Source organism: Glutamicibacter sp. Je.9.36 (genome assembly GCF_051129975.1).
Lineage (GTDB): Bacteria > Actinomycetota > Actinomycetes > Actinomycetales > Micrococcaceae > Glutamicibacter.
In genome coordinates this window covers 185,443-201,191 of sequence record NZ_JBCPSN010000002.1, presented here as the reverse complement: position 1 = coordinate 201,191, position 15,749 = coordinate 185,443, and the positions used below count along the sequence as shown (strand labels likewise).

15 protein-coding genes and 2 tRNA genes are annotated in these 15,749 nt (G+C 60.8%); 9 read left to right on the top strand and 8 right to left on the bottom strand.

Annotated elements, in window-relative coordinates; all coding sequences use genetic code 11:
- Nucleotides 1-5: 5 nt before the first annotated feature.
- Nucleotides 6-764, bottom strand: a complete 759-nt coding sequence (locus AAZQ98_RS05280; protein ID WP_434690370.1) for a beta-ketoacyl-ACP reductase — start codon at nt 762-764, stop codon at nt 6-8.
- Between the two features lie 181 nt (nt 765-945).
- Here AAZQ98_RS05280 and AAZQ98_RS05275 point away from each other — a divergent pair, with 181 nt between their 5' ends.
- From AAZQ98_RS05275 to AAZQ98_RS05265, 3 genes are read left to right on the top strand one after another with little or no spacing between them, the layout of a single operon-like run.
- Nucleotides 946-1,368 (top strand): DUF3099 domain-containing protein, encoded by a 423-nt coding sequence (locus AAZQ98_RS05275; protein WP_133833403.1) that lies wholly within the window; start codon nt 946-948, stop codon nt 1,366-1,368.
- Nucleotides 1,368-1,613 (top strand): acetone carboxylase, encoded by a 246-nt coding sequence (locus tag AAZQ98_RS05270; RefSeq protein WP_105657794.1) that lies wholly within the window; start codon nt 1,368-1,370, stop codon nt 1,611-1,613. Before AAZQ98_RS05275 ends, AAZQ98_RS05270 begins: the two co-directional genes overlap by 1 nt.
- On the top strand, nt 1,614-2,522 hold the full coding sequence (locus AAZQ98_RS05265) for an SURF1 family cytochrome oxidase biogenesis protein (protein ID WP_434690366.1): 909 nt from the start codon (nt 1,614-1,616) through the stop codon (nt 2,520-2,522).
- A 78-nt stretch (nt 2,523-2,600) separates the two neighbouring features.
- On the opposite strand, the gene AAZQ98_RS05260 is transcribed toward AAZQ98_RS05265, so the two are convergent.
- The 7 genes from AAZQ98_RS05260 to mptB (AAZQ98_RS05230) all read right to left on the bottom strand — a co-directional run bounded on the left by AAZQ98_RS05260 (nt 2,601) and on the right by mptB (AAZQ98_RS05230) (nt 11,134).
- Complete coding sequence (locus AAZQ98_RS05260; protein WP_434690364.1) at nt 2,601-3,047, bottom strand: hypothetical protein; 447 nt, start codon at nt 3,045-3,047, stop codon at nt 2,601-2,603.
- A 68-nt stretch (nt 3,048-3,115) separates the two neighbouring features.
- Entirely contained in the window at nt 3,116-4,717 is a 1,602-nt protein-coding gene (locus tag AAZQ98_RS05255; protein ID WP_105657791.1) for an ABC-F family ATP-binding cassette domain-containing protein, read from the bottom strand.
- Nucleotides 4,718-4,903: 186 nt separating this feature from the next.
- Nucleotides 4,904-6,007 carry a GTP pyrophosphokinase gene (locus tag AAZQ98_RS05250; RefSeq protein WP_105657790.1) on the bottom strand — a complete coding sequence of 368 codons (1,104 nt, stop codon included), beginning with the start codon at nt 6,005-6,007 and terminating at the stop codon, nt 4,904-4,906.
- Nucleotides 6,008-6,091: 84 nt separating this feature from the next.
- The gene (locus AAZQ98_RS05245; protein WP_434690361.1) at nt 6,092-6,862 is read right to left on the bottom strand and encodes a DUF2637 domain-containing protein; all 771 of its coding nucleotides are present in this window, start codon (nt 6,860-6,862) and stop codon (nt 6,092-6,094) included.
- Between the two features lie 130 nt (nt 6,863-6,992).
- Nucleotides 6,993-8,096: a VanZ family protein gene (locus tag AAZQ98_RS05240; protein WP_365946120.1), complete on the bottom strand. Its 1,104-nt coding sequence runs from the start codon at nt 8,094-8,096 to the stop codon at nt 6,993-6,995.
- Nucleotides 8,097-8,153: 57 nt separating this feature from the next.
- A complete protein-coding gene (gene mptB, locus AAZQ98_RS05235) occupies nt 8,154-9,629 on the bottom strand; it encodes a polyprenol phosphomannose-dependent alpha 1,6 mannosyltransferase MptB (RefSeq protein WP_434690358.1) in 1,476 nt (491 codons plus the stop codon).
- Nucleotides 9,630-9,634: 5 nt separating this feature from the next.
- Complete coding sequence (gene mptB / locus AAZQ98_RS05230; RefSeq protein WP_286134545.1) at nt 9,635-11,134, bottom strand: polyprenol phosphomannose-dependent alpha 1,6 mannosyltransferase MptB; 1,500 nt, start codon at nt 11,132-11,134, stop codon at nt 9,635-9,637.
- A gap of 233 nt (nt 11,135-11,367) precedes the next feature.
- Here mptB (AAZQ98_RS05230) and orn point away from each other — a divergent pair, with 233 nt between their 5' ends.
- The 6 genes from orn to AAZQ98_RS05200 all read left to right on the top strand — a co-directional run bounded on the left by orn (nt 11,368) and on the right by AAZQ98_RS05200 (nt 15,718).
- On the top strand, nt 11,368-11,979 hold the full coding sequence (gene orn, locus AAZQ98_RS05225) for an oligoribonuclease (protein WP_434690355.1): 612 nt from the start codon (nt 11,368-11,370) through the stop codon (nt 11,977-11,979).
- A gap of 158 nt (nt 11,980-12,137) precedes the next feature.
- Nucleotides 12,138-12,210: transfer RNA gene (locus tag AAZQ98_RS05220), tRNA-His, on the top strand.
- Between the two features lie 102 nt (nt 12,211-12,312).
- Nucleotides 12,313-12,834 carry a hypothetical protein gene (locus AAZQ98_RS05215; RefSeq protein WP_434690354.1) on the top strand — a complete coding sequence of 174 codons (522 nt, stop codon included), beginning with the start codon at nt 12,313-12,315 and terminating at the stop codon, nt 12,832-12,834.
- Nucleotides 12,835-12,895: 61 nt separating this feature from the next.
- Nucleotides 12,896-13,447, top strand: coding sequence for a site-specific integrase (locus AAZQ98_RS05210; RefSeq protein ID WP_434690352.1), 552 nt, complete (start codon nt 12,896-12,898; stop codon nt 13,445-13,447).
- A gap of 549 nt (nt 13,448-13,996) precedes the next feature.
- Nucleotides 13,997-14,191 (top strand): hypothetical protein, encoded by a 195-nt coding sequence (locus AAZQ98_RS05205; protein ID WP_434690349.1) that lies wholly within the window; start codon nt 13,997-13,999, stop codon nt 14,189-14,191.
- Nucleotides 14,192-15,642: 1,451 nt separating this feature from the next.
- Nucleotides 15,643-15,718 (top strand) — tRNA-His (locus tag AAZQ98_RS05200).
- Nucleotides 15,719-15,749: the final 31 nt, after the last annotated feature.

Sequence of the window (15,749 nt, the reverse complement as noted above, 5' to 3'; positions counted from 1 at the left end):
ATCTTCTAGTGGCCCATGCCCAGGCCGCCATCAACCGGGATCACGGCACCGGAGATGTAGCCTGCTTCGTCGCTGGCGATCCAGCGGACCACGTTGGCAACCTCTTCAGACTCAGCAAAGCGGTTGGCCGGAATGCTGGAGAGGTATTCCTTCTGGGTGTCCTCTGGCAGCACTGCGGTCATCTCGGTGTTGATGAAGCCCGGAGCCACAACGTTGGCGGTGATGCCGCGTGAGCCCAGTTCACGGGTCAGCGAGCGGGCGATGCCCACCAGGCCGGCCTTGGACGCCGCGTAGTTGATCTGCCCTGGCGAGCCGTAAAGGCCGACGACCGAGGAAATCAGCACAACACGGCCGCGCTTGAGCCGGATCATGCCCTTGGACGCGCGCTTGATCACGCGGAAGGCGCCGGTGAGGTTGGTGTCGATCACCGAGGTGAAGTCGTCTTCGCTCATGCGCAGCAGCAGGGTGTCCTTGGTGACCCCGGCATTGGCGACGAGGACTTCAACCGGACCGTGGGCCGCTTCAACTTCCTTGAAGGCCGCGTCGATCGATTCGCCGTCGGTGACATCGGCCTTGACACCGAGCAGTCCGGCGGGAACCTCGCCGCTGCGGTAGGTAATGGCCACTTTGTCGCCGTTGGCTTCGAATGCGCGCGCAATAGCAAGTCCGATGCCGCGGTTGCCGCCGGTCACGAGGACACTGCGGCCAGTGGTTGGTTCCGTAGTCAATGTATTTCTCCGTTCATGCGCTCGCTGTCCTGGCATGGTAAATCTCTCCAAGGGCCAGCCGAAAAGCGCACTTTGCCTAGTTAAGTAGCTACTCCGTGAACAATCCTATTAGTTACTACCCAGTTTTACCGCTTCGACAGCGCGTAGAAATTACACTCTTCGTGCCGCAGGTGAGACAATGGGAGCAGATCCCGTACTGCGAAGCGAAGTCTTTTACATGTCCCCACAGCCCACGAATCACGGTTCCAGCCAACCGGAAGTTCACCGCATTACCGAAGCGCGCGAGTCCCATACCACCGAGCGCGATTCACGTGTGCGCAAATACACGATTTCCATGACCGTGCGCCTGATCTGCTTCGTTCTCGCTTTCTTCTTCGATGGCTGGCTGCGCTGGGTCTTGCTCGCGGGCGCAATTATCCTTCCCTATATCGCAGTGGTGATCGCCAACGGCGGGGCGGATCTGACCAAACGCGAACCGCCCGCCGAGTTCTACAAGGCTCCCGGCGCCCAGGCTATCGCCGCACCGGACGAAACCGCGCCGGCCGCGCAGCAGGCACCGGAGCCAGAAGTGATCGACGGAAGCTTCGCCGAAGAAGCTGAACCGGTGCAACAGCCAACAACTGCTCCCAAGGAGGACTAGTGGATCTGCTAGGTTCGCTCGGCGGCTCCCCTGCCGCCGCCGAAATCCAGTGCTCGCGAAAGGGCTGCCGCAACGCCGCCAGCCACCAGCTGCTGTGGAATAATCCGAAGATCCACACCCCGGACCGGCGCAAAATCTGGCTGGCCTGCGAAGAGCATCGCGACTGGCTCGAAACGTACCTGAAGGAACGCCTGCTCTACAAGGAAACGCTGCCGATGCCGGGCAATGAAGGAGAAAGCAAGTAGATGTATCGTTTTCTAGCCAGTACCCGGTGGGTCGGCTGGCTCATTCTGGTGGCGATCTTCGCCGCCGCGTGCATTGGCTTGGGCAATTGGCAAGCCGACCGCCGCGCCGATGTCCTCGAGGGCATCGAACGGGTCAACCGCAACTACTTCGCGGAGCCGGTCACCGGCACGCAGGCCCTGGAAAATTTCCAGGACCTGGACGAGGAAAAGACCTGGATGACCGCGCAGCTGAAAGGCCAATACCTCCCCGCGGATACCATGATCGTGCGCAACCGCATTAAGGCCGGCAACCCCGGCTACGAGGTGCTGGTGCCGTTCAGGACCACCGAGGGCGCAACTGTCGTCGTGAACCGCGGCTACCTGCCGATCGGCAACCAGGAAGACGGCCACCCGGACGCGGTTCCAGCGCCGCCTGCCGGAGAAGTCACCGTGGATGTGCGCTTGAAGCCATCGGAAATCCGCTTGGACCGCGGCGCCCCGGAGGGCCAATTGGCTTCGATCCAGCTCGAGGACTACGCCAAGCTCCTGGACTATGAGATCGCCCAGGGCGCCTACGGCCTGATGTACGAAGAGGATCCGGCCCCGGCCACTGCGCCACTGCAGCTGGACGCTCCGGATATGGACGAAGGTCCGCACCTTTCCTACGAGATCCAGTGGTACATCTTTGGCGTGCTGGCCTTCATCGGCTTCTGGTACGCCGCTCGCCAGCAGAAGAAGCTGAACGCCGAGGATGCCGCCGAGCAAGCCGAAGCCGAGGCGCTGGGCCTGGACGAGCCGCTGCACAAGGTGCGCAAGATTCGCGCCAAGCCGGATAAGAAGTTCCGCCGTGACGGCACGCCGACCGATGAAGCCATCGAGGATGCGCTGCTCGACCAGGCCGACCACACGCCAGGCGGCCTCCCGAAGTAGCTGCGGGAAACAAGGGAACCGCGCGGCAGCTGGAATATTCCAGTTGCCGCGCGGTTCCCTGCTTAATGCAGTTTTCTTTCAGCTGCCGTTGGCCGGCGGAGTCCAGCGGATCCCGCTGTCGCTGCACCCAGGAGCCTTGTGCCCCTCGCCTTCGAGGCAGGAGGCATCGATGAGGGTGCGGTCCCCCACCGGCTCCTGCAGTTCCAGCGTGTAGGGCGCGGTCTCGTTGCCCTGGCAGGTGTGCGCTTCGCCGTCCAGCGGTTCAACCACGATCCCGATGGCGATCTGGTCATTGGACAGCTCCACCTGGGTGGCGGTCACCTCGCCGGTGACCCCGGAGGAACAGGCAAGCCGCATGACCCCGAGCTCGAGGCTGGTGCTCGATGAGTTCACCCCGGCAGGGTCCAGCAGCGTCCACTGGGCGTTGATCTCATCGGGAACCTGTGCTGCGCAGCCGGCCAGCGCGCTGGCAAGCAGCAGCCCAGCGCCTGCGATCCGCGGTAATTTGCGTCCAAAAACACTCATGGCTTGGCCTATCCCCTTGATGATGGTGATCTGCCAAGCCTACGAGAGCTATTGCGCGTTGTCAGGATTTAAGTCAGCGAAACCAATTCCAGGTAATCCTCGTTGAAGAGGTCCTCATCGCCATCAGGCAGGATGACCACGCGCTCAGGCTGCAACGACATCACTGCGCCCTCATCGTGGGACACCATGACCACGGCACCCGGGAAGGTGGACAGCGCGCCCAGCACCTCGGCGCGCGAGGCAGGGTCGAGGTTGTTGGTCGGCTCATCGAGCAGCAGCACATTGGCGCTGGAAGCCACGATGGTGGCCAGGGCCAGGCGGGTCTTCTCGCCGCCGGAGAGCACACCGGCCGGCTTGGTCACGTCGTCGCCGACAAACAGGAACGAGCCGAGGATCGAGCGGACGTCGGCATCGTTCAGGTGGTCAGGCGCGTTGCGGCGCATGTTCTCCAGCACGCTGGCTTCCGGATCCAAGGTGTCATGCTCCTGGGCGAAGTAGCCGATCTTCAGGCCGTGGCCCGGAATGATCTTTCCGGTATCGGGTTCGGAGACGCCGGCGAGCATGCGCAGCAAGGTGGTCTTGCCGGCACCGTTCAGGCCCAGGATGACAACCTTGGAACCACGGTCGATGGCCAGCGAGACATCGTTGAAGATCTCCAGCGAGCCATAGGCCTTGGACAGGCCTTCGGCCATGAGCGGGGTCTTGCCGCAGGGAGCCGGATCCGGGAAGCGCAGGGCTGCGACCTTATCCGAAGCACGCTCTTCCTGCAGCCCGGAAAGCATGCGATCCACGCGCTTGAGCATGGACTGCGCCGCCGAGGCGCCGGAGGCGCGGGCCTTCATCTTGTTCGCCTGGGTCAGCAGGACCGAAGCCTTCTTCTCGATGTTGGCGCGCTCGCGCTTGCGGGCACGCTCATCGGTTTCGCGCTGGATCTTGTAGCGCTTCCAGTTCATGTTGTAGACATCCACCACGCCGCGGTTCGCGTCGAGGTTCAGCACCTTGTTCACGGTGGATTCCATCAGGCCGGTATCGTGGCTGATCATCAGCACGCCGCCGGGGTAGTTCTTGATGAAGTCGCGCAGCCACATGATCGAATCGACGTCCAAGTGGTTGGTCGGCTCATCGAGCAGCAGGGTCTCGGCGTCCGAGTAGAGGATGCGGGCCAGCTCGACGCGGCGGCGCTGTCCACCGGACAGGGTGCGCAGCGGCTGGTCCAGGATGCGGTCCGGCAGATCCAGGTTGGCGCAGATGGCGGCCGCTTCGGATTCGGCAGCGTAGCCACCGGCAGCGATGAATTCTGCTTCCAACCGGTCGTACTGGCGCATGGCCTTGGCGGAGACGGCAGCGTCCTCGCTGGCCATGTCCTCGCGGTTCTGGGCCAACTTGGTGACCACCACGTCCAGGCCGCGGGCGCCGAGGATGCGATTGCGCGCCAGCTGCTCCATGTCAGGGGTCTTGGGGTCCTGCGGCAGGTAGCCGATGGAGCCCTTGAAGGTGACCTCACCCGAGGCTGGCTGGGTTTCGCCGGCGAGGACCTTGGTCATCGTCGTCTTGCCGGCACCGTTGCGTCCCACCAGTCCGATCTTGTCGCCCTTGTCGATGCGGAAGTTCACTTCGTCCATCAGCAAGCGGGCGCCGACGCGTAGCTCAAGGTTGGCTACGGAAATCATATGGTGTGGCCCTTTCATGCGGGTACAAGAATTGTGCGGCCCACAAATTGGGCAACTTGACTATTCTACCGGCCAACCACGCCGTGGCCTGCGGAACGTGCACAAACTAACAGTTTGGGGTTGAGCTGGCTAAAGAATCGAAGCCCGCACTTCCACCGCAGTGGAAATCCGGGCTTCGAATCGAAATTATTCCTTGTCGCTGGGTTGCGATCGGTAATCCATCATCTGGATCAGGCGGCGGCGCAAGGAGGCTTCGCGGCGCAGGTCCCCGCCGCTGGTCTTGTCGATGTGGTCCTTGCCGAAGCGCCAGAGCAGCACATCGTCCAGCAAGCGGTCCGGGCCCGGCGAGTACCGGTGGTCCAGCGCCGCACGCACATCGGTGACCACATTCGCATCCAGCAGCTGCGCCAGCTGCCAGGTCTGGTCGATGCCGTGGGAGCCGAGCAGCTCGGCGGCCCAGGACCAATCGTCATCGCGCTTGCGGTCGACGTGGGGCAACAGCGTCTGCCATATTTCGCCGATCTTCTCGCCGGTCAACGGCTCGGATCCGGCGCCCTGCTGGTCGTGGTAGCCGTTCAGGCGGTGGTACAGCTCGTCGATGTCCGTGAAGTAGTCCTCCACGGTTTCCAGCATCGCCGCGGTGGCGGTGAAGTGGCGGTCGATCTGCGGATTCCAGGCAGCCTCGCCGGGATGCTTGAAGCGGATGTCGTGCTCCATTTCGGACCAAGCATGCTGCAGCACGGTGCGGATCTGCACTTCGAAGACGAAGTTGCCGCTGGCTACCACCGGCTTGCCCAAGGCCTCCTGGAATTTGCGCACGATCGGCTCGCTGCGGGTCTTGAGCAGCAGGTGGCGCGAGGAGTAGCCGTAGGTGCCGGACTCCACCGAGCCGATGTCCTTCTCCCGGTCGCTGCGGCAGTCGAAGGAGTCGCGGTGCGACTTGATCAGGCTGGCAACCTGCTGGATTTCATGGGGCAGCATCACGATGATGCGGATGCCCACCATGTCGTGGATTTCGCGCAGCGGGTTGGGGAATTCCAGCACCGGGGCGGTCTCGGAACTTTCCTGCAGCCGGCGCGAGGCCTTGGCCGCGAAGGACTGCGGCGATTTCACCCGGCCGGTAATGAACAGCGGTTGCACCTCGGAATTCGCGAACAACCGGCGGATCTTCGCCTTCATGGCCGACATGACGGTATTGAGTTCGCCGGTCACAGACTTGTACTGCTCAACGGCGGCCGCAATCTGTTCGGAGAACTCGTCGTTCGCCTGGCCCTGCGCCGGATCCATCATTGATGCCTCCTGGATGCTAAAGCGTTCCTGAAAATGCTGTCCTCATGCTCATGCCCTGGCGCCAGCCGGGTGCGTCGACGGCCCTTATGGGCGGGAAAGGCGCTTAGCCATGTCGTCGAACAATGGTGCCTTGTCCTCGGTCTTCTTCTGCGCTGCAGGCTTGGCTTCCTTGGCTGGCTGCGCGTTCTGCTTGATCGGGGTGACCTTCGAGTCCGATCGGCCTGCCGCGATGCCTTCGGCGCGGGCTCGGGCCAGCGCGTCCTGGTGATCCTGTTCCAGGACCGATAGGCGTTCTTCCTCGGCCGTCTTGGTGTCGGTCAGCGCAGCGTTGTAGCCATCATCATAAGCGACGCCGTACTTCTCGGCGTTTTCCTGCTCTTCGTTGTATTCCAGCTCAGCGCGCAGCTTCGCGGCTTCGGATTTCTTCTGGTACATGTGCACGGTCAGGTGGGTGATGGCCAGCAAGACGATAGGCGGCATGGCGGCAACCAGCGCGGAAACCAGCGGCGGCACTCCGTTTTCGATCGAGTCCACGGTCAAGATTGCGTGGGTGGAGTTCGCCGCGGTGGAAACGATCGCACCGAAGAACAGCAGCGACCACGGGTAGATCATGGCCTTGCGATGGAAGCCGTTCAGGGCCACGATGGCCACGGTGGCGGCCACGATCATGCCGTCAATGATGATTGGCCAGATCCAGGCCAGGCGCGGGCTGATGCCCGAGCGCTCGGCCAGGTCGGTCAATGCAGCGAACGAGAGCACGAATGCGCCGATGGCAATGAGGACCGTCGCGCCTACGGCCGTGCCTAGGACGGCGCGGTGCGGTTCGGCCGGGACCTCTGGTTTGTTATCTTCCATGCTGCTGAGCAGACCTAACTTTTGGGAATTATCGGTATGTCTTCAAACGCGAGTTTGCTGGACCGCACCCGAGGCGCAGACCACCGCGTTCCATTTTAGCGTGCGCCTTGCGGTGCTGGGGTGCCTTGGCTCAAAGGGCGCGACGGTCGATGAAACCGGTACCGCTTATTTTTCCGGCCAGTCCCCGGTGATTCGCCTCGAAGATGAAGTAGAAGGCGCTGATCGCGATATAGATCACAACGAGCATGTTCAGCAGCGGGTATGGCGTGAAGTCGACCATGCTGGTGGAAATCTGGAAGAGGAAGTTAATCCCGCCAAATCCGAGCAGGCTGCGCAGCAAGGCCCGGCCTGCCGGAGCCGGTTGCCCCTGCCCGTCGGTGAGCATCAGCCAGGCGCAGCGCTGGCCGAGGGTAGCCCGTCCCGGCGCCAGGCTCGGCAGCCAGAAGACGCAGAAGACCACGAACAGCGGAAGCCAGAAGTTCATCCACTGTTGGCCGAACTCCGGGGCGCCCAAGCGCTCCAGCAGTTCCAGGGCAGCGCCGATGACAAGAAGCGCGCCGGCGGTGAAGCCTGCATCGAAGATGTTGGCCAGCGCACGGCGGGCGCGGGTCACCGGCCGCGCCGGCGCATTGGCCGCGTCCGCTTCCACCGGGCCGGACAGGAAGCGGAACATCGGCAGGTAGGCGATCATCGCGCCCAGCAGTGCGCCGGCAGTGTTGGTGATCAGGTCATCGACGTCGGCCACGCGGTAGGCGCAGGTGTACAACCCCCAAATAGCGGTGTACTGGGTCAGCTCGATGGCCAGCGAGGCTGCGAAGCCGAGCAGGACACCGGTGAAAATATTGCCGCGCAGCCAGCGCACGGCCAAGATGCCCAGGGGCATGAACAAGATGATGTTGAACAGCACCTGCCACAGGGTGAAGCTGGTGGCGAATCCGCTCAGTCCGCGTTCCACGATGGCCAGCCTGAAATCATCGACGAAACGGCCGGGCACCAGCTGCGGGATGGCCACCCCGGGACGGCAGAATTCGTCGCGCGTGGACGGCAGCGGAAGCATGGTGTAGCTGAACAGGCCGAATCCGTAGACGGCTGCGGTTGTGGTGGTGATGGTGCGGCGCCAGGACAACCGTCCATGCCGGCGGTATTGCACGGCCAGCAGGAAAACGCCAGCGGACGCCAAGAAGAGGGCGCCGCCGAGAATGGCGATTGCCGCTGGCCAGAACATTGTTTGCATATTTCTATCTAAGCGGAATTTTCCGGGAGAAAGCTGGGCTGCAGAATGTGACCTTGGCTATGCTTTCGGCCCGCGAAGCACTTGCCTGGTTCTGGCATCGGCAGTGAAGAGGCCGATGAACAAGCCCGCTACGAGCACTCCAGCCAGGGTCTTCATCACCCAGGCCGAGTGCCACTGCTCGATGGAGAGCTGGTCGACGAAAACCGCCACCAGGATCAGGCTGGATGCATAGATCATCAGCTTTTCCGATCCCCAGGACACCTTGTGCGAAATGGCGAACAGCGCCATCAGCCACAGGATGTACCACGGCTGGATAATCGGAGCCAGCAGCACCACCGCCGAGAGCGCCCACGCCGCTAGGCGCACCGGGCTGGAGGTGTCCTTGGCCAGCGCCAGGCGCGCCACAATGGCCAGCGCGATGACCTGGAAGACGCCCACCACGATGGCATTCACCAAGGAGATGTCGGCGCCGAATACGCCAGCCAGATTGCTCAGCGACCAGCCGATCAGACCCACGGGAGCGTACGGGAACGCCGCATCGCCCGCGGTGAACATGGCAAGCAGCCAGCCGAACCAGAGGTTGGTGACCGCACCGATCAAAAGCAGCCAGGTCAGGGAAAGCGCTGCGACCTTGGCCCAGATTTTCCACCTCTCGCGCATCGACGGACTCCTGCCCAGCAGGACCAAGCCGATAAAAGGCAGCGCCAGCAGCACGATCGGCTTGACCGACACGGCTATGGCCAGCGCCATCGTGGCGGCCATGGGACGGCGATCGTAGGCATAGGCGAAGGCGCTGAAGACACCGGCGATCATCAGCGCGTCATTGTGGACGCCGCCGATCATGGTCAGCAGGAACAGCGGATTGCCCACGATGGCCCAGTTGGCCCAGTTGGCGCTCTGCCCCATTTTCTGCGCCAGCTTCGCAGTGAAGTGATAGCAGCCCCAAACACCGAGCACGGCAATGATGCGCAGCAGGCCCACGCCGATTTCGGGAATGCCGTTGGAGGCGAAGTAGATGATGCGGGCGAGCACGAGGAAGAACGGGCCATAGGGCGAGGGCGATTGCGCCCACAGGCTGTCGGATCCGCCATCGAACCAGCCCGGAAGCGCGGACACGCCTTCGGCATACGGGGATTTGCCGGCGTGCAGCATGCGGCCCTGGGCCAGGTAGGAGTAGACGTCGCGGCTGAGGATCGGGAAGCTGAGCATCAGCGGAGCAGACCACATGGCCAGCACGCGGGCCAGTTCCCGACCGGTGATCTCCCCGGCAGCCTGGACCCATGGCCGGGCCAGGATCCAGGTTCGGGTCAACCAGACAATTCCCACGGCCATCAGCACGATGCAGCTGATGACACCTGGCACTTCGGTTCGGAATTCTATGAAGAAGCCGCTGCGTGCCAGCGGGGACAGCTGGGTGCGCGGGAACCAGCCGATCCCCCAGGAGGCAACGGTGATCATGGCCGAGGCAGTGAACCCTTGCCAAGAAAGTGACCGCAGGCTTGCGCGCTGCGGTGCCAGCTTCGGCTGCTCCACTGCCACTAGGCTTTCTTGCTCTTCTTCAGCCAGTTGGTCGAGCTGAGCAGATCAGCGCAGATGTTCTTGGTCTTCGGATCGAAGAAGACAAGGTACAGGGCGCAGGCGATGGAGATGCCCCAGGAAATCAATTGGACGCGTGGAACCAGGGAATCCTGCAGGAACTGCCAGACGAAGATCTGGTCAGCGGCCTGGTAGGCCAGGAAGAAGATGGTGGTCAGGTGCAGCCAGAGCATCTGCCAGTCATCGCGCAGGCCGGTAGCGGCGAAGAACGGCAGCAGCCACAGGAGGTACCACGGCTGGATCACCGGGGAGAGCACGACAATCGCCGCGAAGGCGATGGCCATGCGCTGCACCAGGTGCGAATGCTTTCCGCGGAAGATCAAGACGAAGGCGATGGCTACGCCGACCAGGCGGCCGAAGAGCTTGGCCGCGGGCAGGATCCATTCGGTGGACAGCCCGATGGCGGAGACCAGCCCGCTCAGCGCGATGACCGCGATGCCTACCGGGGAGAAGATGGAGTATCCGGTACCGGTGAAGAGCATGACCTTCAGCCAACCGAACCAGTAGCCATTGAGCCACCCAACCACGGTCATCAGGGCCAGGAAGATCATGCCGGTGTAGAACCAGTAGAGGATGCGGCGCGGCCAGGCAGCGTTAGGCCCTGCCCAGAGCAGGCCGATAAACGGCAGGAGCACCAGGGTAATCGGCTTGACCCCCACCGAGGCCGCCAGCACCACGATGGCCCAGAAGCCGTAGCGCTTGCATGCCAGGTAGACGGCCCAGACCGACAGGCCGGTCATCAGGGCATCGTTGTGCGCACTGGCCACGAAGTTCACCAGGAACAGCGGGTTCGCCACGGTCATCCAGGCGGCTTTGGCCCCGGAAACACCGTGCAGTTCGGCAAGCTTGGGCACGTAGCGCAGGCAGAGCAGCACGCCGATGAATGCAATGGCGCGGAAGGCCAGGACCGCCGCGTCGGTCGAAGGGCCGGTCAGCTTGACCACGAGGAATTCGATGCTCAGGTAGAGCGGACCGTAGGGGGTGCCGTCCTGCGCCCACATGGTATCGGCACCGAGCTGGAACCAGTTATTCAGCGAGGATATTCCGTCAACATAAGGATCCTGCCCGGCATCCACCAGCCGGCCTTGGCCGATGTAGGCGAACACGTCCCGGCTCATGATCGGCAGGGTGACGAACATCGGGATGCTCCATAGCCAGACCGCGCGGCGGACCACCTTCAGCGAACCCTCGCCCCAGCCCTTGAGCTTCTGGCCCAGGCGCCACCAGGAACGGAAGAGGACCCAGCAACCCAGGGCCAGCAGGATCACGCAGGTGATCACGCCGGCGGGTTCGGTGCGCAGCATGATGAAGAACGGGTCGCGGTTCAGCGGGGATACGCTGGCCAGCCACCCGGTACCGAAGGAGCCGAACAGGATCAGGGAGGAACCGATGACGCCGCTGAGAAGGGTCCTATTCACTCCAGCGTAGGGCGGGGAGCTCACTGCTGCTGGCTTGCTGGCTGACACACTGACACCTCGGGCTGTAACGGACATGAGTTCGAGAGTAATTAAGCCAGCGTCGCATGTGCCGTGCCCTTGCAAGCAGGCAATTCAACAGCCGGAAATCTCAGACGATTTTAGCATCGAGCACGCGTCCAAGCCGGTTGAAACACTGTCCCTCCGCCGTGACGGGGGTGCGCTCCCCCACAGCGCTGCTTGAAGTGTAGATTGGTTACGTGGCTAGTAACTCAGAAAAAATTGTATGGATCGATTGCGAAATGACCGGCTTGGATCTGGTTAACGACGCATTGATCGAAGTAGCAGTGCTCATTACCGACTCCGATCTGGAGATCGTCGACGAAGGCATCCAGGTAGTCATCAAGCCCGAGCCGGCAGCTCTGGCGCAGATGGATGATTTCGTTCGCAATATGCATGTGGTTAGCGGCCTGCTGCCCGAGCTGGAGAACGGCATTTCCATGGAGGAAGCCCAGCGCCTGGTGGTCGACTACATCAAGAAGCACGTTCCGGAGCCGAACAAGGCGTTGCTGGGCGGCAACTCGGTGGGCACGGACAAGAACTTCTTGGCACGCGATATGCCCGAGGTCATTGAGCACCTGCACTACCGCATTATCGACGTGTCGACCTTGAAGGAGCTGAGCCGCCGCTGGTTCCCGAAGGCGCACTACGGCGCTCCAGCCAAGACCGGCAACCATCGTGCACTGGGCGACATCCAGGATTCGATCAACGAGCTTCGCTACTACCGCGACGCCATCATGGTGCCGGCGCCGGGGCCAACCTCCGATGAGGCCAGGAAGATCGCCGTAGGGATCACCCAAAGCGCCGGCTAGCCGCTAAACGAAGGCCCCGGCGCATTGGTGATGCACTGCACAGTGCCCCAGGGGCCTTCCGATTGGCATCAAGCGCGGAATTGTGTGTATAGTATTTCTCGTTGCCAGATACGGAATTGGTTCGCAAAAGCGTTCTGACTAGTAACGAAGCAAACATGGTGGGTATAGCTCAGTCGGTAGAGCGTCTGGTTGTGGTCCAGAAGGTCGCGGGTTCAAACCCCGTTACTCACCCTCTAAAACCCCTAGTCAGATCCGCAAGGATCCGGCTAGGGGTTTCTTGGTAGCACAACATGGTAGTACCTAGTCGGATTCAACACGACATAAGGGCACATTGTGGCAACTATCCAAACCCGAAAGAACAAAACGGGCGAAACGTATCGCGTCGGATATTACGACGAAAACGGCAAACTCAAATTCACGCCAACGTTCAAAAATAAGGCTGGCGCTGAAAAAATTGCGCACATCGTCGACACCCGTGGCGCGGAAGCAGCGTTGCGACTAATCGGCGCAAAACCCAAAAGCAATGCCGTGACACTGCGTGAATGGTTCGCGAAATACCTGGAACGCAAATCGCTGTTTCTGGAAGCTGGCACGATTGCCGGTTATCAAGCGGAAGCCGAACGAACATGGTTGGGTCGCCTTGGTGATCTGCCTATCGAAGCGATCACGCGCACCGACGTTTACGATTGGGTGCGCTGGCAAGCTGAACAGGAAACGCACCGTTCGAAACAGCGTCGGGTGCGGGAAAAATCGGCGGGCATGAAAAAGCCTTCGCCTATCAAGCGCGTTTCCCCCGCAAACGATCCAAAACGCCCACGCGCTACTGTCGCGCGTACTGGAAACTGCGACCCATGAGGAACCGCCCGCAATCCCGAACAGCCCGGCCAAGGGCGTGGATCTGCCAAGGGAATCGGTCGTGGAAGAAAAGCCGATCTTTGCCCGCGACGAATGGAACGCGTTCTACTCGGCAACGATCGACTATTACAAGCCATTCGTGGCGTTCCTGTTGGTTACAGGCTGCCGCATCGGCAAAGCAACAGCGGTTCGAATCGGTGATCTGAATTTCAAGTCGAACACCGTTTCCGTGGTGCGCGCATGGAAAAAGGTGGCCAAAGGTCGCGTAATCGGCGCGCCAAAGTCGGCCAGGTCGTGCCGTGTGGTCATGGTTGATTCCAAGACCATGGCCGCAATCGCGGATCCGTGTGCCGGTCGAGATCCGTCGGACCTGCCGTTCGTCGCGCCCCATGGCGGACAAATCCACCCGCACCGGTTCAACGAACGGCACTGGTGGCCAACCATGGAACGCGCTGGGATCAACAAGCACTTAAACCCGCACTCACTGCGCCACACGTTTGCGTCATGGCAGTTGATGGCAGGAACCCCGCCGCAGGTCGTTCAAATGCGCATGGGGCATTCCAGCTTGGCCACAACGTCCAATGCGTATGCCCGCCTGCTATTGAGAACCTAACAGCACGGCGCCGTCGCGACGGCCTTGAACGAACCGGGAATCGAAACGATGGCCATCGAGCCACCGCCAATCGGACTGGCCGAAATCGTATGATCGGCGCACCCTCCGCTCAAACAATTAAGTGTAGCGCGCTTGACGCTAGATAGTAAAGCGCGCTGTACTTAAGGTACAGCGAAAAAGAATAGAGAAAGGGGAAGATGCAATATGCAGACGTAATCGCAACGCTGGCATTGATTCTAGGAATCATTCAGACCATCAACGGATGGAATGCCAGAAAGGGAAACGGGAAACACCGTAAGGAGTGAAAAACCCCGGGAGTTTTGAGAAGTCGTTAGCATCTCAAAACCTCCCGGGGTTCACCCCAACAATATCAACGAAAGGGCGCACTATGAACCGGGTAAAGAATCTATGGATCGGGTACGCCATAATCGTCCTGATCGTGGCTTGGGCTAACCTGAGTAACCCAAACATCGCTTGGATCTTCGCGTGGGCGGTCTTGGCCGTGCTTGGAATCCTAAATGCCGTAATCACTCGGAGGTCAAAAGAATAATGGATCTTGAAACACTGCGCGCCGTAGCGGATAAGGCCACCACGGCGCGGAAAATTGCAGATCAAGCGCAAGTCGAGTTGAACGATGCCATACGTTCGGCGCTTAAATCAGAAAGTATCAAGACAAAAGAAATCGTCGAAATAACCGGTCTTTCGCGGGCGCGGTTGTATCAAGTACGCGATTACCGTCGATAGTCAAAGCTGGCCATCGCCCAATTAGCTTCATCATCATTCGAATGGAATTCCCCATGCCTGCGCCTATCTACGAATTCACGTCACTCACCGCCGGCAAGAACGCAACCGTCGCAATTTACGGTGACCGAATCGAAGAGAAAAGCTCGGTTCTAAAGTCGGGCACGCCACTAAAGCAACAATGACAATTGGCCTTTCCCTGCTCGGTGGCAAGCGTGAGGAATCCGAAATGATCCCCTGAATGGGGCAGCGATGGCGAAATCGTGGCGGAAGAAATCTTGGCCGATCTTTCCGATTTCGAATCTGCTCCGACCCCGGTAATTGTCCGGTACGAAAAAACCGGTTGGAAATGGTATCCAAGTCCGGATGAACTTAAACGAAAAATCGCCCCCAGCGTTAGCTAGGGGCGATTTCCTAGGCAAGTAACCGTGTAATTCCGGGGTTTTTAGGTGGAAATGAGTCGGGTTCAAACCCCGTTACTCACCCCAGAGACAAAGGCTCGATCCAGAACGAAAGTTCTGGATCGAGCCTTTTGCTTTACCCGCACGCCTTGCAACGCCGCCGCACAGCTGGCGCGCCGCGGAATTAGACCGTGCGCACCACCTGGCTGGCGAGCCAACCAAAACAGCGCCTGCAGGTACGTCTTTCGTTACGACCGCGGCGGCAGCGACAACCCCGCTCGCCGATCGCGACGCCGGAAATTATGGTCGCGTTCGCGCCAACCCAGACGTTGCGCCCAAAGATCATTGGAGCCGGAATCATATCCCCCGCCGAGCAGGATCAAGATCGCGATTGAGTGCAGCCACAACGACGTTATGCCAAGCACTCATCCGCGATACTGATACCGCTTTGGCTCTGGAATTTGCAGCCAGCATTGATGAAGACGCTTTTCCCCAGTTCGATATTGCGTCCAAACTCCGAGTTGAACGGCGCGAATAGCACCGCTGACTCGACAACGTTCGTCCCGGTCAGCTGCCACAGCAAATCCCGCACCTGCCCTGGGCTGCGGTAGGCGTTATGCGCAGCGTGTTCTGGCTAGAGCGATGCATGAGCGCATGCAGCGGCGAACCGGCGGTAATTCTCTGGCCAGCATTCAAGGCTTCCAGAAGATCACCAAGTCCCAAGAATTCCCTCACCATCCATTCTTCACAGTGGCTCGAGCCATGTCGCCCCTGCCCTCGCTGCCTAGCGCAGGAGCGCCCTGGACCTGCGGCAAAGCCTTTCCCTCAGGTACTGCCGGCGAAGGCATGATCACGGCACGGGGATTCATCTCATGTGGCAGTTCAGCGGCGAGCAACAGCCCCAAGGCCACGAATAATGAGCATCCCGTCACAATCCCGGAGATGGCGCCGTGCGAATTGGTATTTCCGGCCTGGATACGTGTATAGTATTTCTCGTTGCCCGGTACGAAATCATGAGCACTACAGCTTCTGACTAGTAACGAAGTAGACATGGTGGGTATAGCTCAGTCGGTAGAGCGTCTGGTTGTGGTCCAGAAGGTCGCGGGTTCAAACCCCGTTACTCACCCCAGATCGAAAGACCTGGTTCGGAATGAAAATTC